22 protein-coding genes and 1 other RNA gene are annotated in these 23,102 nt (G+C 30.1%); 4 read left to right on the top strand and 19 right to left on the bottom strand.

Translation table 11 applies throughout. The annotated features are described in order from the left end of the window. Positions 1-112: 112 nt before the first annotated feature. Positions 113-430 (bottom strand): hypothetical protein, encoded by a 318-nt coding sequence (locus tag JZO69_RS03475; protein ID WP_207111504.1) that lies wholly within the window; start codon positions 428-430, stop codon positions 113-115. A 256-nt stretch (positions 431-686) separates the two neighbouring features. On the opposite strand from JZO69_RS03475, the gene JZO69_RS03470 reads away from it, so the two are divergent. The 3 genes from JZO69_RS03470 (at position 687) to JZO69_RS03460 (ending at position 4,374) form a co-directional block, all read left to right on the top strand. After that, positions 687-1,028 (top strand): hypothetical protein, encoded by a 342-nt coding sequence (locus JZO69_RS03470; protein WP_207111503.1) that lies wholly within the window; start codon positions 687-689, stop codon positions 1,026-1,028. Positions 1,029-1,489: 461 nt separating this feature from the next. Further along, a complete protein-coding gene (locus JZO69_RS03465; protein WP_207111502.1) occupies positions 1,490-2,404 on the top strand; it encodes a helix-turn-helix domain-containing protein in 915 nt (304 codons plus the stop codon). A gap of 527 nt (positions 2,405-2,931) precedes the next feature. Beyond that, on the top strand, positions 2,932-4,374 hold the full coding sequence (locus JZO69_RS03460) for a YfhO family protein (RefSeq protein WP_242586516.1): 1,443 nt from the start codon (positions 2,932-2,934) through the stop codon (positions 4,372-4,374). Positions 4,375-4,743: 369 nt separating this feature from the next. Here JZO69_RS03460 and JZO69_RS03455 read toward each other — a convergent pair whose 3' ends face one another. Beyond that, entirely contained in the window at positions 4,744-5,490 is a 747-nt protein-coding gene (locus JZO69_RS03455) for an SDR family oxidoreductase (RefSeq protein WP_207111500.1), read from the bottom strand. A 269-nt stretch (positions 5,491-5,759) separates the two neighbouring features. Beyond that, positions 5,760-6,338 carry a DapH/DapD/GlmU-related protein gene (locus JZO69_RS03450; protein WP_207111499.1) on the bottom strand — a complete coding sequence of 193 codons (579 nt, stop codon included), beginning with the start codon at positions 6,336-6,338 and terminating at the stop codon, positions 5,760-5,762. 124 nt (positions 6,339-6,462) lie between these two features. Between JZO69_RS03450 and JZO69_RS03445 the strand changes: the two genes are divergently transcribed. Next, positions 6,463-7,329, top strand: a complete 867-nt coding sequence (locus JZO69_RS03445; protein WP_207111498.1) for a LysR family transcriptional regulator — start codon at positions 6,463-6,465, stop codon at positions 7,327-7,329. 244 nt (positions 7,330-7,573) lie between these two features. Here the strand turns inward: JZO69_RS03445 and JZO69_RS03440 are convergent, their stop codons facing one another. The 16 genes from JZO69_RS03440 to JZO69_RS03365 form a co-directional block, all read right to left on the bottom strand. Continuing rightward, complete coding sequence (locus tag JZO69_RS03440; RefSeq protein WP_207111497.1) at positions 7,574-9,988, bottom strand: type 2 lanthipeptide synthetase LanM family protein; 2,415 nt, start codon at positions 9,986-9,988, stop codon at positions 7,574-7,576. Continuing rightward, on the bottom strand, positions 9,985-10,335 hold the full coding sequence (locus tag JZO69_RS03435) for a hypothetical protein (protein ID WP_207111496.1): 351 nt from the start codon (positions 10,333-10,335) through the stop codon (positions 9,985-9,987). The genes JZO69_RS03440 and JZO69_RS03435 overlap by 4 nt, the downstream gene beginning before the upstream one ends. A 520-nt stretch (positions 10,336-10,855) precedes the next feature. Further along, the gene (locus tag JZO69_RS03430; RefSeq protein ID WP_207111495.1) at positions 10,856-11,431 is read right to left on the bottom strand and encodes a carbohydrate binding domain-containing protein; all 576 of its coding nucleotides are present in this window, start codon (positions 11,429-11,431) and stop codon (positions 10,856-10,858) included. A 2,138-nt stretch (positions 11,432-13,569) separates the two neighbouring features. Then, positions 13,570-13,746 carry a hypothetical protein gene (locus JZO69_RS03425; RefSeq protein ID WP_207111494.1) on the bottom strand — a complete coding sequence of 59 codons (177 nt, stop codon included), beginning with the start codon at positions 13,744-13,746 and terminating at the stop codon, positions 13,570-13,572. An 85-nt stretch (positions 13,747-13,831) separates the two neighbouring features. Continuing rightward, positions 13,832-15,127, bottom strand: coding sequence for a radical SAM protein (locus tag JZO69_RS03420; RefSeq protein WP_207111493.1), 1,296 nt, complete (start codon positions 15,125-15,127; stop codon positions 13,832-13,834). 860 nt (positions 15,128-15,987) lie between these two features. Then, complete coding sequence (locus JZO69_RS03415; RefSeq protein ID WP_207111492.1) at positions 15,988-16,665, bottom strand: ABC transporter ATP-binding protein; 678 nt, start codon at positions 16,663-16,665, stop codon at positions 15,988-15,990. A gap of 25 nt (positions 16,666-16,690) precedes the next feature. Further along, on the bottom strand, positions 16,691-17,026 hold the full coding sequence (locus tag JZO69_RS03410) for a hypothetical protein (RefSeq protein WP_207111491.1): 336 nt from the start codon (positions 17,024-17,026) through the stop codon (positions 16,691-16,693). A gap of 63 nt (positions 17,027-17,089) precedes the next feature. Beyond that, the gene (locus JZO69_RS03405; protein WP_207111490.1) at positions 17,090-17,608 is read right to left on the bottom strand and encodes a hypothetical protein; all 519 of its coding nucleotides are present in this window, start codon (positions 17,606-17,608) and stop codon (positions 17,090-17,092) included. Further along, positions 17,609-18,211 carry a metallopeptidase TldD-related protein gene (locus JZO69_RS03400; RefSeq protein ID WP_488349977.1) on the bottom strand — a complete coding sequence of 201 codons (603 nt, stop codon included), beginning with the start codon at positions 18,209-18,211 and terminating at the stop codon, positions 17,609-17,611. Further along, positions 18,196-18,693, bottom strand: a complete 498-nt coding sequence (locus JZO69_RS03395; protein ID WP_207111489.1) for a hypothetical protein — start codon at positions 18,691-18,693, stop codon at positions 18,196-18,198. The genes JZO69_RS03400 and JZO69_RS03395 overlap by 16 nt, the downstream gene beginning before the upstream one ends. Positions 18,694-19,066: 373 nt before the next feature. Beyond that, positions 19,067-19,434, bottom strand: a transfer-messenger RNA (tmRNA) gene (ssrA, locus tag JZO69_RS03390). Positions 19,435-19,583: 149 nt separating this feature from the next. Beyond that, positions 19,584-19,907 (bottom strand): SMR family transporter, encoded by a 324-nt coding sequence (locus JZO69_RS03385; RefSeq protein ID WP_207111619.1) that lies wholly within the window; start codon positions 19,905-19,907, stop codon positions 19,584-19,586. A gap of 177 nt (positions 19,908-20,084) precedes the next feature. Next, a complete protein-coding gene (locus JZO69_RS03380) occupies positions 20,085-20,516 on the bottom strand; it encodes a VOC family protein (RefSeq protein ID WP_207111488.1) in 432 nt (143 codons plus the stop codon). Positions 20,517-20,582: 66 nt separating this feature from the next. Continuing rightward, a complete protein-coding gene (locus JZO69_RS03375) occupies positions 20,583-21,062 on the bottom strand; it encodes a GAF domain-containing protein (protein WP_207111487.1) in 480 nt (159 codons plus the stop codon). Between the two features lie 159 nt (positions 21,063-21,221). After that, complete coding sequence (gene metK, locus JZO69_RS03370; protein ID WP_430733250.1) at positions 21,222-22,352, bottom strand: methionine adenosyltransferase; 1,131 nt, start codon at positions 22,350-22,352, stop codon at positions 21,222-21,224. A gap of 12 nt (positions 22,353-22,364) precedes the next feature. Then, entirely contained in the window at positions 22,365-23,099 is a 735-nt protein-coding gene (locus JZO69_RS03365) for a response regulator transcription factor (protein WP_207111485.1), read from the bottom strand. Positions 23,100-23,102 lie beyond the last annotated feature (3 nt).

Below are 23,102 nucleotides of genomic sequence, written 5' to 3'. Positions count from 1 at the left end.
ATGAAAAAAAGTTTGTTGTTAGGATAAATTCATCTTACTACCCTATTATATTTTTTACAAACAAAATGCATTATAATTTTTATAAAAAAATGACATAATTCTAGAAAATGTTTTAAAAAAAGAATGCTTCCATATCATATGGTGAACGGTTGATTCGTTCAAGGATTGTTTCTTTCCATACATCTGTGAACCAGTCATACTGAATTTGATTGATAATACTTTTCTTTAGTTCATTTGTCATTACCTCACTAGTAATTTCCCCTTCGTAAAATGAGTCCAACGTTGTCAAAACTTTCACATTCGTATGCTGCTGAAACCGATAAATTCGCCCTTTTTCTATGTAATAAAACCAGTGATTAATAATAATCGCAAATCGTTCTTCCTTATTTTCAAGTAATCTGACAAACATTTGAGGTGTGATCTTCTTCATCTTTTCTACTCCTTTGGCAGATCATAAATATTCATTTATCCTACCTTTTAAGTCTTTATTTAACATCACTTTATCTTATCAAAAAAAAACTTAATAAACAATCTTGCTCCAAAAACAATTAACTATTTATTTTCTACATCATCCATTAAGAAAATTGCTAAACATCGATTTAAATTCAATCTCTATGTTTAAAACACTCAACTATTTGATATAATAAAAAATGAACTAACTATTAATTTATTGATTGGAGAAAAATATGGATCAGCATTTAATAAAAGTAACTACGACATTTCATCATACATGGATGATTGATCTGAAAAAAGATCCCTTTTCTGAAGAAAATAATATCTTGTTTGGAGATACATTGCGGCTTTCTATTGCTAAAAATGATTCCTATTATTTTTCAGAAAATATTGCACTAACATATAAGAAAGAAATCTTATCCAAAGAAAAACCAACAGAAAGCGAGATTGAATTTTTTCATTATATGAGAACTGCTAAAGAAAAAACATTTTCCAAGACACTCGCAGCAAAATATGACATAGAACAATACGTAGCTCAAGCAAATCCCTCTGAGCTTTTGGAGGTAAATAATTAAAACAAATCAAATAATAGCCTCTGATTTACTTCATTCAACAGGAAAAGTAAATCAGAAGCTATTATTTTGCACTTTTTTTGTTACGCACTTTTTACTTATACACTTAGTTTTTTTAGATAAATTTTTTGTTCACAAAAGTTGCTCTTTGATAACTTACAATCAGAAAGTAAAATAAAGTTCTTAGCCTCCTGCAGAAACAGTAAACACAGCAATAGCGCTAGTTACGAAAAGAATAATCGAAACCATTAGAACACCTCCAAGATAAATTAAAAAAAATCAAGGTTTGCAAACAAATAATTTTCCTTAAGTAAAGAATAACAAACAGAAGAGAATTTGAACAGTAAAATATTGCTAAAATGCGAAATTAGCAAGAAAATCTTTAATAATTTTCGTTTTTTTATTAAAATTGAGTTTTTTGCACCTTTCTTATGCTATAATCGCATAAGAAGGGAGATATATCCATGAATATCATAGAAACTTTACGTTTTTTCAGATTGAAATTAAAACTTACTCAACGGGAGATGATGCCTGATTATACAGACCCTTCGACCTACTCAAAAATCGAAAGTAACACTCGATCTTTAAAAGTAAGTGAACTTGAAGAAATATTAGGGCATATCTCTATTAATTCTGAGGAATTTTTCACTTTTGCAACGTTTGACAAAGAACAGCAATACTTTAGGAAATACTACTACTATTGCGCTGCTCATCTAGAAAATAAAAGTACAAAACAAAAACTACTTACTTATTTCTATTCTTTAAAAGAGAAGGAAGATAAAACCTTGCGAGAGTTATCAAACTATCTTGCTATTAAAAATTTCTTTCACGGTCAATGGGATGAAGTTGATTCAATAACCTCCAAAGAAATGAGCAGCACGTTTCAAACTCTCATGAATAAATCTTTTTATATTCAATATGACTATATAATTACTAACAATCTTATCCGATTTCTAGATGCAAAACAAGCCGATTTGCTCATAGCCCGATTATTTCCAATTAAATATGAAGAACAACGTGATTTTACCACCAAAAAATTTGCTCATAATATTCTGATTAATCTGATTTCCTTAAGACTTTACGCAAAAGACTATACCAGTGCAAAGAAATACATTAAACTGGCTAAAAAACAAGATAAACAAAACGAGAATTATAGTTTCAAACTAAACCTTCAGTATTTAAACAACCTCTTGAACTATCTTCTTGACGGTGAGCCAGACCATATGGAGCGCGTGTATGACTTCATTCACTTGTTAGAAAATGCTGGCGATATTATGCAAGCACAAGAAGTGAAAAAAGAAGTAAAAATGTTGACCCACGAGCGAGATAGTGAAAAAATGCTAAGCAGTTATTCCGTAGGTATTTTAAAGGATAGCTAATAGAACTTTACGATTAAAACTAGAATATCCCACCTTTTAAAAGGTGGGATAAGGAGTATTACTCGGATTGAGTAAAATGAAAATACTGTTAGGGTATATTTATAATACCACGCATTGTTATACATTTCAACCCCAGAGTAAAAAATATCTTTTTGTATGCCATTTCGTTCTAAAAATCAGACTCACCCTAATATAACCCTCTTATTCCTTTAAAATCCATTCTTTGCTTTCTCAAATAGTTTATTAATCATCCTAATTTACATTAACATCTTATATAAATATCTTCTTTTCTGTTAAAATAGAGAAAAATATACTTTTACAGGAGAATTCACTTGAATAGTAAACAAAGCCAAAAAAATACACTTATCTTATTGATATTATTGTGGATAAGCGCGATTTCGATTTTTCCTTATTTCTTGACTAACTATATTTTTAGTCAAGATGATCTATTATTTCACAGAACCAGATTAGATAGATATTACCAAACAGTTAAACATTTGGATTTTTTTCCTAGAGTCTTTCCTACAATGGGTTTAAATTTTGGATATGGTGCTGATTTATTTTATCCTTCTATTTTATTATTACCTTTTGCTTTTTTTCGAATAATCGGAATCAGTTTTGTTCCTTCTTACTATTTATACCAATTCTTAATCAGTTTCATCACAGCAGCTACCTCTTATTATTTTTTATATGCCATTAAAAACAAGAAAAAACAGGCATTATTGTTCTCTTGTTTTTATACACTTGCTACTTATCGTTTGATTGATCAATCTGTTCGGGCAGCACTAGGTGAGACATTAGCCTTTGCATTTTTACCGTTATTTATTTTAGGTGTCTACACGATCTTCTATACAAATCAGCATCGTTGGAAGCTATTAAGTGTTAGCATGAGTTTGTTAATCGCCAGTCACTTGATCACTGCTTTTTATTCCTTTATCTTACTGATTATTTTCATATTATTGAATTGGAAAAAATGCAAGCAGGCTCAAATAAAAAGTTTGATTCAATCTGGCGCTTTAACCATTGGTTTGTCCGCTTGGTTTTTATTTCCTTACCTCGAGCAAACCTATCATCTAACATTTAATTTTGCTAATACAACCCTATGGGCTACTGGACTGAATTTTAGTTTAAGCAATTTAATTAGCAATAGCCTTGCAAATGTGAGTGCCCCATTCACAGAACTTAAACCAAATATTGGCTTATTTTTATTAGTCGTTGTTATTATTGCATGTTTTAATTACCAAAAATTAACGACTAATAATAAAAAAATAACATTAGCTACACTCTGTTTGATTTTACTGGCAACAAATATTTTCCCTTGGGCATTTTTTAAAGTATCGGTACTAGCAACAATACAGTTTCCTTGGCGATTATTGCTATTTTCTTCCTTTTTTGCCAGTTTACTTGCAACTGGTCTGATCGAACAATTTCAGTTATTGAGTAGTAGACAGGTACTTATGTTTATTGCTATAAGCAGTTTTTTAACTATTAGCTTTAATGTAAACAATTTGATGCAAAGCAACAGCCAAAATAGTATAACCGTGACCAATAAAAATTACTCTGATTTTTATGAGTCAGAAATTGGACATGGAAAAGAGTATCTAATCAAAGATACTGATTTCAAAAAATATTTTGCTTCACCTAGTCCAATAATCGATGGCGTCTCTTCCTCCGATTCGTTGAATCAAGCTGACAATAAATACAACTATAGTTCATATACTTTACAGACTAATGGCACTCAAGAAGTTCAACTTCCTAAATTTTATTACAAAGGCTACGAGGTAAAAGATGGACAAAAAGTGCTCAGTAATTATAATAAAGCCGGGCTGGTCACAGTAAAACTAGACAATGGTATTCATAATATTACAGTCTCTTATAAAAAAACTGTTATTCAAACTGTTTCTCTTCTATTTTCTACTCTTTTAGCTGGACTGCTGATTTTACAATTTTTAATGAAAAAGAAGAAGTAAGTTTTTTATAAAAATGACCGGTAAATAAATATGGATTCGTCCATTAAAAAATATAGTTTGGCAAAAAAACTAATAGGAATTTCTCAGGAATATATGATCAATCTTTGCGAATCAAAGATATTGGTTGGACTGGGAAAAAGTACTGGTAGTATTTTAGTGAACTATAGCTACTTCATATTTAAAAATTGTGGAAAACTAAATATGAAGTGGCATTGATTCTTCTCATGATATCAATCAATTAACATAAACTTACTTAATCCACTTAATTTCTAGAAAATTATAACCAAGGTTTGAGTCAACTTGTCTTTCTTCATGATAAAAAACCGAATCTTGCTTTAGATTCGGCTACAATGCTTTGTTTATACAAGCTCACCAGGGCTGACTTGTTGGACCTACAGTAAATTCATTGACATTTACATCTTCTGGTTGATCGATTGCATAAGCAACAATACTAGCCACTCGATCAGGTGCAATGCCGTATTCATCATACAAATCAGCCATTCCTGCAGCTGTTTTTTTGTCTGTAATTGTATCAAGTAACTCTGTATTAATTGCAGCTGGGTAAATGGTTGCTGTACGGATATTTGTCCCCTCTTGCGCTGATTCCATTCTCAATACTTCCATTAAATCACGAACCGCCCATTTCGTTGCACCATAAACAGCACTTCCAGGGTAAGCTTTAAGACCAGCTACCGATGAAGTTGTAATCACATGTCCAGATTTTTGCTCAATATAATGGGGTAATACTGCTGCTAAACCGTTTAGCACTCCTTTGATATTGATATCAATCATTTGATTCCATTCATCTTCTTTAAGTGCTGATAATGGTGAACTTGGCATAATCCCAGCATTTAAAAAGATAACATCTATTTTTCCAAAAGTAGCAATAGCAAAATCCACCAGTTTTTTATTGTCTACTCGTTTCGTTACATCAGTTACTAAATAAACTGCCTCACCTGATTTTTGTTTGACTTTTTCAACAATAGCTTGCAGTTTTTCCTCTCTGCGTGCAGCTAATACAAGTTTTGCTCCTTTTTCAGCTAATAAGATTGCTGTTGCTTCTCCAATTCCTGACGAGGCTCCTGTAATAATTACTACTTTATCTTTAATGGTCATTTGTCTCTCTCCTTTGTTAGCTTTAGGGCTTCAAAGTAGCATGAACTGCAGTCATTTCTGCCCTAAAATTTAATAAATCTACTTCCGTTATTTTGCCTATTCTAGTATATGAATAATTTGTGGTTCGCTTGATTAGACACCAATTTAATTGGGAGTGATTGGCTTTCAATTGTTATGTTCATAACTTTTACTTCTTCAGTTTATCCTATCAGCTGATCTTTCAAACTATTCTATTCAGAAATACAAGAACGATCAAAACAAGCTTTCTTTTAACCTTCCTCATCTTCTTCAATTTTACGCACTATTTTGGCTGGGCTTCCTACTACAACCACATTGTTAGGAACATCTTTTGTTACCGTTGAATCAGCAGCAACAATCGAATTTTCTCCAATTGTCACCCCAGGTAAAACAGTTACATTTGCTCCAATCCATGCATTTTTCTTAATACAGATTGGATCTACTTTGATCCCACGCCTATGTTTAGGTGCTATTAAATGATTCACCGTAATCAATCTAGATCCTGGACCAATCAAAACCTGATCTTCAATCGTAATACCACCTAAATCGACAAACATTACATTTTGATTAATAAAAACGTCTTTCCCAAACGTAATATGCTGACCAAAATCACTATAGAAAGGTTGGGATATTTTTACTGACGAATCAATTACTTGCCCTGTTATTTTCTCTAAATATTGTAAAACCTCTTCATTAGGATAATATTGCGCATTCAACATCATAATCAATTGTTCATTATTCTGTTTTACTATATGAATTTCTTTGAATAAGGGCGAATCTTCTAAAATCTCCTTTCCTACAAGTTTCTTCTTAAGCTCAATATTTATCATTTGCTTCTCCTCCCTAGATTTCATTTATTTTTACTATCCAAAGTATACCTGAATCAGTTATACTTAACTAATACCTATAAGCCATACATAACTATTCTTTTTAGTTATAGAAAGGAGCAATAAAATGGAACTTCGCGTGTTAACGTACTTTTTAACGGTTGCAAGAGAAAAAACAATTAGTAAAGCTGCTGAGGTCTTACATATTTCACAGCCAACCCTTTCTAAACAATTAAAAGAATTAGAAGAAGAACTTGGTGTTACACTATTTATCAGGGGAAATCGATTTATCACATTAACAGAAGATGGTATCTATTTAATGAATAGAGGGAAAGAAATTCTATCTTTGGTTGAGTCAACAACTGCAAACCTTATTCAAAATGAAGTAATCAGTGGACAAATTACGATTGGCGGTGGAGAAACACAAGCGTTTGAGTTTCTTGCTCGTATTTTGCATGAACTTAGAAACAACTATCCAGAAATTAACGTACACCTCTATAGCGGAAATGCTGATGATGTATTGGAAAAAATTGATAAAGGCCTTTTAGATTTTGGACTAGTTATTGACCCAGTAGAAAAACAAAAATACGAATATATTCGACTGCCTTTAATTGACTCTTGGGGGATTTTAGTCAATAAATCACATCTTCTTGCTAACAAAAAAACAGTCCAACCAAAAGATATTGAACATACACCTTTACTCATTTCAAATCAATCATTTGTTGATAATCAGCTGTCTGAATGGTTTGGAGGAAATATAGAGCATCTTAATGTTGTTGGCTCATATAACCTACTTTATAATGCCTCACTATTGGTAAAAGAGGGTGTCGCAAGCGCTCTTTGTATTGATGGTATTGTAAATACGTCTAACACGAATCTAACCTTCATTCCCTTTTCTCCACCACTAACCGCAAATATCAACATTGTTTGGAAAAAAGACCAAATATTTTCAAGTGCTTCAAAAGAATTTTTACGTCTACTAAAGTTGGTTTAGTTATATCTGCCACAACTTAGACTTATTAAATAATCAGATTGATACGTTATCACATTTTTTAACTTATTAAGGTGTAGATAGCTATAAGTTGAATAATGGTTTTATGCGCTATTTAAGTAACATAAAAAAATTAGAGAAAGAAAATACCAGCCGAAGTAAAAAATTACTAGGCTGGTATTTCCTTAATGCTCTTTTTTGGTGGGATGGGCAATAATCCCTTTTTTGTAATCTAGCTTTCGATCCTTTAGCAACTTAGACTTAAAACAAACGGTATCTTCTCAGGAGTATTTACAAATAAGTAAGCATAATAAACCCCTGTTATCCCTGTCATAAGACTTAAATCTAAATTAAAATCATTAATTCTTTCATAGTTACAAATATCCTTAATTGAATTAAAACAGGCCTGTTGAATGAATTGTTTTAATTTATCTTTGTCCTCACTTGATTCCGTAACATAGTATTTGATAAGTGCATTACCTAATTCACCATGACACAAATTCATCCTTGTAAATCGTCTATTACTCATAAGTTCGTTAGCTATTTCAATGTCTTTTTGAAATAACAACTTACTTTCATATTTTTTTAATAAATATCTAGACAATAAAATCCCGGGTGTACCGTTACACCAACCAAGTGTATCGTAACTAATACTATCCTCTCTTAAATCTTCCCATCCCCATTCATGTCGATGATTATTTTCTTTATTTAACAATAAAATGATATATGAATCATATGTAAAATCATTACTACTATATTGATAATACTGTAGTGCTAGCATAATCCCAGACATCCCGTGAGAAAAACCTGTTATCAATTTTTGGGCTGTTGTCTGCTCCGAAATAACCTCTATCAGTCTATTAATAAAAGATTTTCCAAAATCTAAGAAAACGTTATTTTTTGATAAATTATATAAATTTAAGCAAACAATTGCTAAACCAGAAAAGCCATCTATAATATCGTAAAAGGGGATTTTTAAACACAAAATTCTTCTTGATAGCACAGTTAAAAACTGATCAGCCTTTATTAAATACTGTTTATCCTCAGTGATTTTAAAGCAGGCTTCACACAAATACAAAACAGAAGAACAACCTGAAAAAACACCTAAATTATTACAATTTTTGGGTACCACCAGATAGCAATCAATAATTTCATTTGCAAACTCTAAAAAGTCCTTATTGTTCGAGCTTGCATAGCGCGATATCGACAATAATCCAATGCCGATCCAACCAGTATACAATGAATGATCTAATTTTTTTATAAAATTTTCATCTAGCGAAAAAGTAATATTATATACAGAATCTAGATTGTTTTTGAATTGCTCTCTTAACAAATATAGAAAATCATCTATTTTTTCTTCGAAATCATATGAGCTTTCCTCTGTAAAAGTAGTTTCTATTTCTTTTAAAGAAGTTATATTAAGTTCAGTAAATTCTGTTTGAAATGAGCTATTTATTAATTTTTTTTGAAAAATAAGATCTTGTTTAGTCAATTTATCAAAATTCATTTCAAATTGTTCAAAAGGTGTATCAGAAAATTCATAAATAAGTTCATTATTTTTTTCATTCATAATTTTTTTACTAGTCGCTAAGATTTTCCAATGTGGAATATCACCATTCAAAAGACTCTCATAATCCCCATCATTTACCGTATGATATGTCTGTGAATTATGGATATTTAATAGAAAATTTTCTCTTCCATTTGCTTCTGACAAAAGCTTAGGGTGATAGCTAAGAGATAAAAAACTTGAATAGTAACTTGTATTGTTAAATAAAATCCGTACAAAAGAGTTATCATTAATACATTGTTTAGTCAATCGTATCAACTCCTCTTTATTAGATAAACAAAACTTATATCCTTTTTCAAACCCAAATAAAATTTCTCCTATAAAATCTTTAGCAATATATATTTTATCTTTATAATGTGGTAAATTTACTATTTCTTGCTCTTCCCGTTTTAACCTATATTCCATAAAACCATTGTCTAAAAATTGATAAGTTTCATTTGTTGAATATTTTCTATCAAACTTCTTATTTAACGCAGTCAGTTTATTTACTTCAAAAGTTTGAGATAATGGAGGAATCATCTGTGTATCTAAAACAGTATCCGATAAACCTTCGGTAGAAAGTTTTGCAAAAATGCATTCTGCATCAATAATAACTGGATCATTCCCGTAAGCAATCAGATTTTCATAATGGATATCTTGACCATTTAAAACATACATGAAAGCAAGCAAGACTCCAGCTTTTTCATAAAATTCTTTTGAATTTAAAGGATCATCTAATTCTTTAGAATGAACATATTCCATCCAATAGTATCCATTTCTTTCAATTATATTTACTGTTTTCAGTTTTTCATCATGATTTAAGTTATATACATAAATAAAATTATTTAACACCAAATCTGAAAAACATTCTCTTGGTTTATACACCACTTTTCCATCATCAAATTCAATAATACAAACCATTTGCCCTCCATTATGGGAATCACCTTGACCAAAAAAAAGATTCTTAATCTTATCTGTATTTATGATATTAAATAAACTGAACTCTTTTTTATCTTCGTATATTCTTTTTACAATCGTATTAAGATTATTAACAGACTGCTTATATAGGCGACCTAATATCCTTAAAAGACCAGGATATTTATCAAAAAAAATCAAAAATTCGTTTTCATTATTCTTATAAAAAAATTATAATCACGCATATTTTCAAGATTCAATTCTTTATTACTTGTTTTAATAAGATTAAAATCAAAAATCATCGTTCTAATAGAAATTTCTCTTACTTTATCTTTCAAAAATTTTTTTATACTACTAATACTTTGCTCTGAGTATAGGTTTAAATCTAATCTCAATGAATTTAAACACAATTCAGAAAAAATTTCACATAAAAAAAAATCTTCTAAAGAACTTGTTTGATTTTTATAATGATGCCATTCAACTAAAAGTTGATTCAAAAAAAAACTTTCACAATTACTACTGATTTGATTATGTTTTCTATTTCCCATAAATGACCAAGTCCTTTCATACTATATTAATTATATCTTTGTTCACATTGAGAAAATGATACTTTTTAGCACAAATTATAAAATAATCAAAGAAACATTTCTATCTATTCAGTTGAATGATACTTACTTTATTTTGTTTTAGAAATATAAAAACTGGAAGATATGTCTTCCAGTTTTTATATTTTATAACTAAGTACAACAACATGAACCTACATCCATCGTAAGACACGGTCCGCCTAATTTAGTTGCGCATGGTGTAATGTCAATAGAAACTACACATGAGAAACCCACAGACAGAAAAGAACGTGAAGAATATTTATTCAACCCTTCTAGTTCTTTATCTAAATTTCCAGATAAATTATACAAATCTTCCAAATCATTTCACCGCCTTTCCCATTTGATATATATAATGTAACTTATGAACATTATATAATAATGTTTTTTAATTAAATATATAATTAAATTATTTTTTGCTTAATGAGGTAAACATATAACAATTTAATAATGATTAAAATTAATTTTACTTAGACATTTCTATTTTTTTCACAGTGACATCTGTAAATTTTAACATTTGAAATCTATTTGCATTGAATTGCAAACCAATTCGAGAAAATCTAATATCCCCTGAATTTACTATTGTAGAATACTTTTGCCATTTATCATTACGTTGAACAAAGACTCGCTCTGTATTTGCTGCTCCTCCTTCGGAAGTCCATTTATTAAGCTGTAATGAACCATTACCATAAACTGCCGTACTACTTCCATAGCCAGAATATGAAACTTCATATACTGAATTTGGATCAATGTTAATCGTTTGGTCTACTGTGACATACCCTGAACCTACTAGTGAAACATAATTTCCATGTTCGTTAGTTTTAAGGGAAGCGTCTTTTCCACCTATACTCCAATTCTCGAATCCTTTTGAAAAATCTCCATTTTTAATTAAGTTTACATTTTCAGTTAGGTTGTTTTGCGTTTTTAATACTGAAAGGTCTTCAATATTATCTTGTGCATTAGCTTGTTCTACACCCATATAAATTGAAGCTGACATTACCATAGCAAGAGCTGCACCCCAAATAATTTTCTTTTTGTTCATAATTTCATTCCTCCAAATTTCAATATATTTTTATTGCATGATCAGTATATCACAATGTTTTCAACTAAAATTTAATTATTAATGTTTTTTAATTTTATACATACAATTAAAAAACATTAATTTCGAATTATTTCTCATATATTATATGAACAACATTTTTCAACACTAATATGAATTTTTTTTTACAAATAGAAAACAAACATTACTTATTATATATATTAATTAAAATGATTATGTCTTTAATACATGAGCTATCACCACAGAAAAATAAAATACCAAGACGTTTGTTTTAACTATTTTTGTTATTTTATCTCATTTTAATACTCGATAATAACAGGCATAAACCTACAACAGCAAAAAGAACTATAACAAATAATGCTTTAGTAATGAAACCTAAAACCTTGTAACTCTTAATCATTTTTCCAACTTCTAGTAACTGTATTTTGATACAACTCAATTAAACTATAAAATAAAATACATGTGAAAAGAGATTAAATTAGCACTTTTGTATCCATATACGTTTTTAAAAAGGCCAATTTATACGTATAAAAAGATTAGAGAAAGAGGTAATCCAGATTAAGACAAGAAGATCATTTGATGAATCATTCAAAAATTTCTGCTGTTAAGTTTATTGTACAGGGAGATTTTCTGTAAAAGAAATTATTACAGAACTGTGCGTTCATACGGATAGTCTTTATTATTTGGTTCAGGAAAAGAAATTGCTCTTTTTAATGCCCAATATAAAATTAAGAAACTAGAACTTTAGTTGCTAAAAAGGTTCCGAGTATTCTTGTAACAAAACAAGAAATCAGATTCCAATCTTTAAAGGAACATCAACAGAAAGTAACGATGGTACCCTGCCGAACATTGAATTGTCTCGAAAGCTGGATTTTATGAGTATCTGATACGTAAACCATCAAAAAAACAGCTATGTAAATTGCAAACGAGTCAAGAAACTTTTCCATCAAATGGTTTTATATCCGAAAAGAAGCTGTTATAAATATAAAAGATACAATAGCCACTATGCTCAATCAGGTGGCTACAAAATTCAAGATAGACTCGCCGCTTACACTGACATAAAAACAATGATGAATGGTATCAAAGGAAAAACAAGAAGAAGCCTTCATTTTGTTAGCTGATTACGTATATTATAGTAATCGCATTCAATTTAAAAAAATAGACAGTAGAAAAACTGTACAAACCTCTGTACATCAACGTTTTCACTGTCTGTCTCCATAACTTTTATGGAGACGGAATGAGTATTGACTGTCTAGTAAGATTTATAAGTCTATATAGGCTTAATTGACCTAATTTCAATAGATTTTACTCTTCATTTAAACTTATTTAAAAACAAATCATACTCGAAGGATTTTGGTCAAAATTTGGTCAATAAAAAAGAACACCTTCAAAACGTTGGTAAAACAACATTTCAAAGGTGTTCACTCATATGGAGACGGCGGGAATAGAGTTTCTTTGAAACATATCGTTCATTAGCGTTTCCTCTTAGCTTAGGATAATAACTACACAATTTAAAAGTCCAAGTACACTACTGTACACAATAGGTAGATATATCGTGGTCAATTACAGGGGCACTTAAAACGAAATTATCTCGGGCAAGCAACAATTATTCCTTTAAATTTTAATCATTTATCCTTTTGACTGTAACCAAGTTATGATAGTAAGAAATTTTTCGAAATATAATTTCATTGAAAAATAGTTATTTTCGATGTCGTCGTTCTCATAATCCATTTCTAAAATCTTTTTACAGCATTCAATTAAGTTCAATGAACTGCTATATTTTAAATTACTAAATCTAATAATTTCAAATGAAACGATAATTTTTTCTCTATATTCATAAAAATCATTGTAACCAATGTAGAAGTTTTTTGTAGTCTTGTACTATATTGAGATTCATACACGTAAAGATTATCTTCAAACTCACTCATAATTTCCTTTTCAACAAACAACTCTTATAAATTATTTTTAAATATCAATTTATTAGGACCGTTTTTTGAATTCAATGTAACAATTTACAATATATAACCACTTCTTATTCAGTCGCCGTGCTAAATAAAGCAGCTGCAAGACGAAAAAGAATACTACCAATTTTTAGCAAAAGTGGGGGGGGAACGTATCTCTTAATCAACTCGCTTCTCAAAATCGACTATCCAGTTTTTCTCATTACTAACTATCCATAACCCATTATTTGCTTGTTTTTCTGTCATTCCTGTTAAACGTTCCATGCCTTCACGAATAATTATAAATATACCTCTCTTCGCTTTACCACCGTCTAAGTAAAATGTTGATCCATCCAAAATTTTTATATTCTGGCACACATTTCTATACATCTTTACTTTATTTGCATAAATTTAGTCTTTAAGTAAATAGTCTATATATTTTTTAAAAAGATTCTGTTTTTTTCCATTCAGCATCATACCAGTAGCATGTATCTACTAATTCATTATTAATAATACCTTCCGAAATACACCCATGACAATTGGCTGATAGCAGACAATCTTTACAATTCTCTTTGCTTGGCATGACTATCTCTTTAAATTTGTTACTATATTTTTCCGAATAAGCTCCAATTGTTCCTTTTTTTAAGTTGTAAATTGGATAATCTATCATTAAACAAGGATGGATAAATCCATCTGGGTCAATTCTTATTAATTTAAACCCTGCACCACAGTGATGTTGTGAATGAAAATTATGATCCTCCTCTAATTGAACGATAAACGAATCGTCCGATATAATTTTTCCGAGTTCCTCTATCCATTCATCAACGATTAATTTTTTTCTAATATCAGCATTTATTCCATTTTCTTTACTTCTTCCTGCATCAATCAAGACAGCTAATCTGTGTCGTTTAACACCTTTCTCCTTTAATATATGAGATAATTCAAATACTTCGTCCTTATTCTGATCAATAAGAGTCGTAACCACATCAATATTATATTCTAGCTCTGTTAATTTAGAGATAAACTTCATCGAGCGAGAATAAGCATCTTTTCTTCCACGTATTGAATTATGTCCTTCTGTCAACCCATCTATACTTACTTGCACTCCAGCTATAAATTTTTGATTTTTCTTAAAAAATTCAAAAATTTTATCACTTTGATAGAAGCCACTTGTTAAAATAGTTATTACAATACCATTTTTTATGAATTCTTCTACTATTTCGTTAAAATTAGGATGGTATAATGGATCTCCTCCCGTCAACTGAACATACAATATACCATTGTCTTTCATCTCAATAGCAATTTTTTTTATTAAATCTAATTCTATAAATTCTTTCCTCTTCATAGAACATTCTCTATAACAATGTTTACAAAAAAGAGGACATTTATATGTAAGCTCAACAGTTAATATTGTCGGTATCCAATAATCTTGTGACCCCAGAATATCAATTTTTGCTCTAGATGCATGACCTTGTAATTCAACATCATTATTAAGAGTAGAAGTATAGATAAATTCTTTTACTATACTCAAGACTTTTCCATAATTTTCATTATATTTTACAGATAATATTCCTGCAATCTCCTCAATCGAGTTACTTCCATCTGAAAGACTAAATATTTCTGATGCGGTTTCATTTATTTGTTTTAAGAAATTTATATTTTCATCCAGACTTCTTATCAACGCTGATGATTCAGGATACTTAATTATTTTTCTTGGTTTTTTTAATAATGGATACATTTTTTCCTCCTCTTTTCCCACTCAACTATATAAAAAAGACCAGATAAACTCTGGCCTTCTTTACATTTTATAGAGCTACCATAGCCGCTCCACAAGTAGGTAATAATGGTACCCACGCTGCAAAACCGCCATTAAAGAAACAAGTTGCTACATTTTGATCCAAATATTGTGGTTTTTCCATGTTATTTTCCTCCTTTTATTTTTTTATAAAAAACATAGAACTAACAAGTATTTTTTTCAAAACCAATGTTAGTAAAATGTTTAATAGTAACAATGATAACAAGAATGTGATAACAAGTATTAGATTATTCCAAACAAGACTATAGGCTATCATTACTATTGATCCTACTATTAACGCTAAAAACATAGATATAAATTCACTTGTTTTTTTATCATCTACTACAACGGAAATCAATAAAACTACACTACCCATGATATATGTTATTAGGGGTAAGATGATGAACACTTTGGGATTAAATAGGTACAGCATCTGACTTTCGGAATTATACATTAGTATATACATTAACAATGTTTGAAAAATTTGAAATAACGTACCTACTACTACACATAAAAATATTTTTCCTATAATTACATTAAAGAAGTTGAATTTAGATAATAAGAGCATCTGTAATGTCGACTCTTCTTTTTCTCTAACAATAGAATCTCTAATCAAAATTGTTGAAAAAAATGAACTGAATAAAAAACTACATAAAATATTAATAGCTGGAGACATCACTCCTCCTTTTCCATCTTGAATAGCTATGAAACCTGATGAAATGAACGGTAATAGCATCATTAATAAAAATTTAATTGATGTATGTAGCAATTCAGTGACTTCTTTTTTGAAAATTATATAACTTTCACTCAACATTTTTTTCAGAATTAACACCTACTTTATCAAAGTATACAGTCTCTAAAACTGTTTCAGCTGTAGTATTTTTGTAAACTATTTTTCCTCTATTTAAAATCAATACATTTGTCGATATATCATTTATAAAATCAATATTATGACTGTTGATAATAATAGTTTTTCCCTTATCCATTAGCTCCACTAAGTAATCTTTTAAAATAATCAACATCTCTGGATCTAAACCATTAGTGGGTTCATCTAAATAAATAAACTCTTTCCCTGAAATTATGATTAATCCAATTGCTAATCTTTTTTTCTGTCCTTGAGACAACCTACTTGCTAATTTATTTTTAATGTCCCATAGTCCTAATTTTTGTAGTGTATCGTCTAAAAGAACTAATGTTTTAGATTTACTCAATGATAATTTAAATTCAAAATTTTGTAAAACAGTTAAGTGATTATAGTATCCCCCAAACTCTGGCAAATAATCATAATCATCACTATTATTTATAATACGTCCTTCTCTAGGTGATAATAATTTCATTATTAAATAGCTTAATGTAGTTTTGCCTGCACCATTATGACCTAAAACTCCCCAACACTCTCCTTGATTAATTTTTAAATTAATTTCAGATAACACTTTTTCTTTTCGTTTATATCCAAAACTAACATTTATTAACTCTATCATTCAATAGTATCTCCTCATCACAATATTATTTTATTATTCTATCTAACACATTAATAATATCTAATCCTTCATTAATAATGCATATTTCATTGTTAACTGTACAACAGATACTTTTTATAATTTGATTTGGATTATTTACAGGTTTTTCATTTAAATTAAAAAATAACAGCTCGTTCCCATCAACTGTAGGCTCATTAATCATCCCTAAATTGTCACAATTGTTATTTACAACTATTTCTCTTTGAATATTCATATGAGCATCATGAGACAATAGTGTTTTAAACAACAACTGATTATTTAAATAATAGCATTCTGTGAAATCTTTTCTCTTTACACTTAAATGAAAGTTTTTCTTTTTCATAAATCGATAAAGGTCTGAATATTCTTTATATTCACTTAATAACAACGATAGTGAATAAATAATTTAAGTATAAGCAATTTCTGATATATTTAAATATTCATCAATTACATTACTACTTATTTTTTTTATCTTATTATCACTATTAATATTTTTCAAACATTTTTCAAAATTATGCTTAATAGGAAATAATGAAGTAATCGAAATGTTGAAATCTAAAACATCAGCATAGTATTTACAAGTGTTGACTGCAATATCTTTAACTTTATCTTTGGTAATAATGCAAACTTTAAAATAATCTGGCTTTTCTGTATTCTTTTGTATTAATGATTCTTTTAAAGAACTATCTAACAAAAAATTTATGTCTTCTTTTTTAGAAAAAAAATGATACACATCCAATAAATAATCTGTCTTCATTCCTTCTATAAATGGAATACTTACTGACATTCTTTCTTCTTTTTTATTATATCCAAACATAGATAAAACTTTTGATTTAACTTGATTATTCAATATTTTCTCTGTGATACATATTGCAACAATATTTTTTTTGAAAAATTTGGATTTATTATCAATGATTTCTTTCACTTAAATTCCTCCACTTTTTTTTATATAAATTGTAGGGGATCCCACACCAACATCTAACATCTGATTATTCTTAACACAATAAGCATGGACTATTTTCAAATCATTCCCAATAAAAACAATACGTTCTAAGCTTTCTTGAGAATTTCCGGATAATAGTAAATTTTCCATTCTATATGTTGGAATTCCGTCTTCATAAAGAATTCCCCTAACAAATAATTGATAGTGACCTGTCCGAAAATCAACACCTCCACCAAAAATTTGAGAAATTTCTACATAGTTCTTATATTTTTCATGACAGTTATAATCAAAATTTTTACAGTTCTCAACATAGGTGACCCTCATTCTAGGAATAGTTTTTTTTAATATACTATCTGTTCTAAAAAAACCATCATTTGAATCAATCAAACTAATAATTTTTCCATTTTTTATCAGTTCAGTCCTTTTTATTTCAACATTATTATCGTCGTATTTGTTTAACCCTACAATATGTTCATTTCCTTTTATATCATCAGTAACAGATAAAAATTCACAATTTACCGAATCATTTACTGTTAAAATAGATATATTGTCAGACTCCAGTAGATGTCCTACTGTTTCATGTATAAAATATCCGCCAATTGCTGGAGGAAATAAAATATCATGTTCGTGTATATCAATTTTTTTTGAGGTAAATTTAATGTTTTTTTGAAATTCTGTAATTTAGAATACATAATTTTTTTAAATTTATCTCGCTCAAATAAAATTTTATAATCGTAATCTTCATATGAAGGAATATCATCCTTAATAAATATCAACCTGAAATAAGAAACTTCTCGAATTTCTACATGTTCGCCTACAACAATATTCTCTTTTTTTTTAAAGATAAACAATTGAATCTCTTCTTCCACTTGTCTGATAACATCCATTAAATCATCTAACGCTAAAAATAATTTCCTTATTTCTAACGATACAAAATTTTCTTGTAACAGATTATCATGTAACGGCTTATTGGAAGAATAAAAGGGGATTATTTCTTTTTTAATTTCTTGTTTATCCATAATGATAATTACTTTATGACTACACTGTAGCAATAGTTCGTTAAACATACATCCCTCCAAAATTAAAATAGATCATAGCAAGTTAAAACCTCATGCGAATATATTCACATGAATGCCTAAACACGGTAAATATGATAGTCAACCTAAAAAACACAAAATGTTCATTAATTCTTTTTTTAAATTATATATCTTAAACAAATGAAAAGCAATGTTTTTTTTACTTCAGTTAATCTTTTTCAAACCTATTACCGATATCCTCATGTTATTCAAAAAACTAAAGATGAAGCAGTTAAAAATTTTTCAGCTCTAGTAAATTTATAATTAATCGTGGTCAGTCTCTTGGTCAATCAAAAAAACAGGTGCTAAAAACGTCTTATGATCCTCTACAGATCAACGTTTCTAGCACCTATCTTTAAAAATCGAGTGGAGACGGCGGGAGTCGAACCCGCGTCCAAACACATTGTCACTTAAACTTCTACGCTCATAGTCATACTATTTTAAGGCTTCGCTGAAGTTCATGCCGCATAACAGGCCCAAACTCTCGCTAGTCTGATGATCTCTTCTAAATTTTACAGACGGAAAAATTTAGCGTATCCCACTTAATTTGAGACCCTTACCCGAGCACATGGGCGATGCCGGGAGGATCTTCACCTGCTGTTTTTACGCAGCTAGAGCGAAAGTATTGTTTTCGTTTTTAGCAGTTATATTTAACTGTAACGTTTTTACGTAGACGTAACCTACGAAACGCGATTCAAGCTCAACTATGCCTGTCGAATCCGTAACGTCCCCGTTAAGATTAAATAGCATAATATACGCTTTTGTTAGTATAACATATTTTTCTTGAGTTTTAAAGGATCAAGAGCTAAAATCTTACCCTTTAACCTGAACAGAATAACAAAAAAACAGTACTTATATCAATAGTCTTGGCTTTTAAAAAATCAATGTCCTGTTCCAAACGTGTTTACTAAAATTGTGCCAATCACAATGAATCCGATGCCAATTACTGTTGGCGTATTGATTTGTTCTTTCCAATAAACTACTGAAAAAACTGTGATTAATATAATTCCAACCGCGCCCCATAATGCATAGGCAACATTTAATGGCATATATTTTATAGCTTTCGATAAACTGTAAAAACAAACGATATAAGCAATCAAACATTCTACTGAGGGTAATAATTTACTAAATCCATCGGTGGCTTTTAATAAGTTTGTTGCTATGACTTCACTTATTATCGCTACAAAAAGATACAAATATCCAATCACACTCTTCCCTCCTCTGGCAATTCCTAAATCATTATATCAAAAATTCAAAAAAATTAAACAATGATTTTATTCTGCTTATATAAAAAATTCGATATACATAAAAAATCATCAATAGATTTAGCAATTCAAAATCCATTAATGATCTCTTACTTATGCTATTTTCTTATTACTAAATCAAGCTTCAGCATCATAATTAAGCATCCAATTAATACCAAATTTGTCAATAACCATCCCATATTTTTTAGACCAAAATGTTTTTCCTAGAGGCATTGTAACCTTACCACCTTCAGCTAAACGTGCAAAAAATCGATCGATTTTAGCTTCGTCACCTGTACTAATCACCAAAGAAATATTATTTCCCTCAGTAAGTGTCAAACCCATGCCATCCGGCACATCAGAAAACATGACTGGCACACCTTCAATTGTCATCGAAGCATTGATGATCAAATCTTTCCAGGCTTCTGGTGTTGGATGTTCAGGATCTTCTGGTGCATCAGCAAATGTCATTATTCCTTCGCTTTTCACATCAAAGACAGTTTCATAAAACGCAATTGCATCAGCTGATTGGTTCTTAAAATTCAAATATACTTCTAACATGATAGTCATCCTCTCTACCTATTTTTTATGATTATCTCACGTAAAAATAGATTAAGCGAAAGGGACGCTCATCTGTCAAGAAAAATCGGTTCCTTGCAGAAGTGCAGCAACAAATTCTTCTAAATATTCTTGGTCTACTTTATCATACCCATACGTTATTGAGCTATCAATATCCAAAACACCCAACAAAACTCCATCTTTGACCAGTGGTACAACAATTTCAGACCGAGCAGCTGAATCACACGAAATATAGTTTTTATGATTTTTGACATCCTCAACGACTAAGGTTTCACGTTTTTCAGCAGATTCTCCGCAAACGCCTTTTCCCATTTTGATCCTTGTACAAGAAACTTTTCCCTGGAAAGGTCCCAAGACTAACTCGTCTCCGTCAAATAAATAATATCCTGCAAAAACAGTATTAGGGAGCGCATCTGCTAATAATGCTGAAGAATTGGCCAAGTTAGCAATTTTATCCTGTTCAATTTCAATGATTGCGGCTTGCTGTTGTACTAATAATTGGTAAGCGGCGATCTTTTCTGCTTTTGTTTTCCACATTTTTAATCCACTCTCTTTTCTATAGGCGAAATAGTATGTTTGTTTATTATTTTCTCATTATAGCATACACTTCTATTTTATAAGTTTCAGGATCTATTTTTACTGATCATTCTAATAAAAAAACATCTCAACACAAGCTCTCGTTGAAATGTCTTTTTATTAGGAAAACAATTGCTCTTGATCAATTTGCTCCCAAGTATAACAGTCTTTGCCAAAGTGACCTTGACTTGCTGTTTTATAATATACTGGACGATCCAACTTTAAATGCTGAATAATACCCGATGGGCTTAAATCAACAGTATTCACGATCATCGAACGGATACTTTCTTGGGTAATTTTTCCAGTATTAAAGGTTTCTATATTTATAGATAACGGTTGGGTTAAACCAATTCCATAAGATAAACTGACTTCACATCGATCTGCATAGCCCGCTGCTACAATATTCTTAGCTAAATAACGAGCCATATAAGTAACTGATCGATCAACTTTTGTTGGATCCTTTCCAGAAAAAGCACCTCCGCCATGTTTAGCAAAACCTCCGTAGGTATCGATAATAATTTTTCTACCAGTCAAGCCAGTATCCCCTTTAGGTCCACCGATTATAAATCGGCCAGAAGGATTGATATAAAATTCTGTCTTATCTGTCAGCCACTTTGAAGGAATCACTTGTCTAATCACTAGATGTTCTATCTCTTGTCTGATAGTCTTATTCGTTACATAAGGACTGTGTTGTGCACTGATGACAACAGCCGTGACGGTTTCTGGTTGACCATCTCGATAACGCATTGTCACTTGTGCTTTTCCATCTGGTCGTAAATAAGAACAAATTCCTTTATCTCTTAATTCTGTTAATCTTTCCACTAAACGATTCGCTAAAACAAAAGGTAAAGGTAAAAATGTATCCGTTTCTGACGTCGCATATCCAAACATCATTCCTTGATCTCCAGCGCCTAACTCATCTTTTGAAACTGCCTGTTTAATATCTGGAGATTGATTTCTGATTAAATTGATAACTTGTCCTGTATAGCAGTCAAAGCCACTCTCAACGGAAACATAACCAATTTTTTCGAGAATCTTTCGAGCAATTTCTTCTTCATTTATCGAAACTTGACTTGTGATTTCACCGGCCAAAACAAGAGTGTTTTCTGTAATCAATACCTCACATGCTACATGACTTTTACAATCCTGCGACAAATAGGCATCTAAAATACCGTCACTAATTTGATCACACACTTTATCTGGATGACCAATCGTTACCGCTTCAGACGTATAATATTGTTCTGACATCACCATCACCATTTCCTATTTGATAGCTTCTCGCTTACGATATTCATGAGGAGTCATCTTCATATGTTTCGTAAAAACTCTCGTAAAATACGAAGAATCTGCAAAGCCGACTTCTGTTGCAATTCGATATAATGGTAAATCTGTCTCGTGCAAAAGACGACAAGATTCTTCAATTTTTAATAAGTTAACATAATCATTTACACTGATTCCTAGCTCTTTTCGAAATAATCGCCCAAAATATTGCGGATTCAAATAAACATGATTGGCAATATCATCAATCGTTGTTTTTTGTTTGAAATTTTTCTTGATAAATTGGATTGCTTTATTGATTCCTTCACTAAATTGCTTGTTGTAACTTTCTGAAAGAGTATATTTTTTCTTTCGTGTCATAAATTTGTCCAAATGTTGCATTATTTGTTTTTTGGTATAAGGTTTCAACAAGTACCCGCGAATATTATAAGTCAATCCCTGACTTAACAAGTCAAAATTTGAATAAATAGACGTCCAAATTGTGTAAATCGTTGGTTTTATCTGCAGCATTTCTTTTTGTAATTCCAATCCATTAACACCTGCTACTTCAATATCCATCACAACTAATTCTGGTTGAAACACTCTAGCTTTCTTTAATGCTTCCGTTCCATTTTGTACCTCGACTACATTTAGATTCTCACGTTGATAATTTTCTTTTATAATTTCTTTTATAAATTTTCGTTCTAATTCATCTTCTTCCACAATCATTATATTTTTCATGTA

Origin of the sequence: Candidatus Enterococcus ikei (assembly GCF_017316105.1) — a bacterium.
Lineage (GTDB): Bacteria > Bacillota > Bacilli > Lactobacillales > Enterococcaceae > Enterococcus_L > Enterococcus_L ikei.
This window is presented reverse-complemented; position numbering and strand designations above follow the sequence as displayed.

What these genes read in the sequence shown, in the direction of transcription:
- JZO69_RS03475 (WP_207111504.1), bottom strand. Translation starts at nt 430, where the DNA reads ATGAAGAAGATCACACCTCAAATGTTTGTCAGATTACTTGAAAATAAG.
- JZO69_RS03470 (WP_207111503.1), top strand. Translation starts at nt 687, where the DNA reads ATGGATCAGCATTTAATAAAAGTAACTACGACATTTCATCATACATGG.
- JZO69_RS03465 (WP_207111502.1), top strand. Translation starts at nt 1,490, where the DNA reads ATGAATATCATAGAAACTTTACGTTTTTTCAGATTGAAATTAAAACTT.
- JZO69_RS03460 (WP_242586516.1), top strand. Translation starts at nt 2,932, where the DNA reads ATGGGTTTAAATTTTGGATATGGTGCTGATTTATTTTATCCTTCTATT.
- JZO69_RS03455 (WP_207111500.1), bottom strand. Translation starts at nt 5,490, where the DNA reads ATGACCATTAAAGATAAAGTAGTAATTATTACAGGAGCCTCGTCAGGA.
- JZO69_RS03450 (WP_207111499.1), bottom strand. Translation starts at nt 6,338, where the DNA reads ATGATAAATATTGAGCTTAAGAAGAAACTTGTAGGAAAGGAGATTTTA.
- JZO69_RS03445 (WP_207111498.1), top strand. Translation starts at nt 6,463, where the DNA reads ATGGAACTTCGCGTGTTAACGTACTTTTTAACGGTTGCAAGAGAAAAA.
- JZO69_RS03435 (WP_207111496.1), bottom strand. Translation starts at nt 10,335, where the DNA reads ATGGGAAATAGAAAACATAATCAAATCAGTAGTAATTGTGAAAGTTTT.
- JZO69_RS03430 (WP_207111495.1), bottom strand. Translation starts at nt 11,431, where the DNA reads ATGAACAAAAAGAAAATTATTTGGGGTGCAGCTCTTGCTATGGTAATG.
- JZO69_RS03420 (WP_207111493.1), bottom strand. Translation starts at nt 15,127, where the DNA reads ATGTATCCATTATTAAAAAAACCAAGAAAAATAATTAAGTATCCTGAA.
- JZO69_RS03415 (WP_207111492.1), bottom strand. Translation starts at nt 16,665, where the DNA reads ATGATAGAGTTAATAAATGTTAGTTTTGGATATAAACGAAAAGAAAAA.
- JZO69_RS03410 (WP_207111491.1), bottom strand. Translation starts at nt 17,026, where the DNA reads ATGAAAAAGAAAAACTTTCATTTAAGTGTAAAGAGAAAAGATTTCACA.
- JZO69_RS03395 (WP_207111489.1), bottom strand. Translation starts at nt 18,693, where the DNA reads ATGTTTAACGAACTATTGCTACAGTGTAGTCATAAAGTAATTATCATT.
- JZO69_RS03380 (WP_207111488.1), bottom strand. Translation starts at nt 20,516, where the DNA reads ATGACTATCATGTTAGAAGTATATTTGAATTTTAAGAACCAATCAGCT.
- JZO69_RS03375 (WP_207111487.1), bottom strand. Translation starts at nt 21,062, where the DNA reads ATGTGGAAAACAAAAGCAGAAAAGATCGCCGCTTACCAATTATTAGTA.
- JZO69_RS03365 (WP_207111485.1), bottom strand. Translation starts at nt 23,099, where the DNA reads ATGAAAAATATAATGATTGTGGAAGAAGATGAATTAGAACGAAAATTT.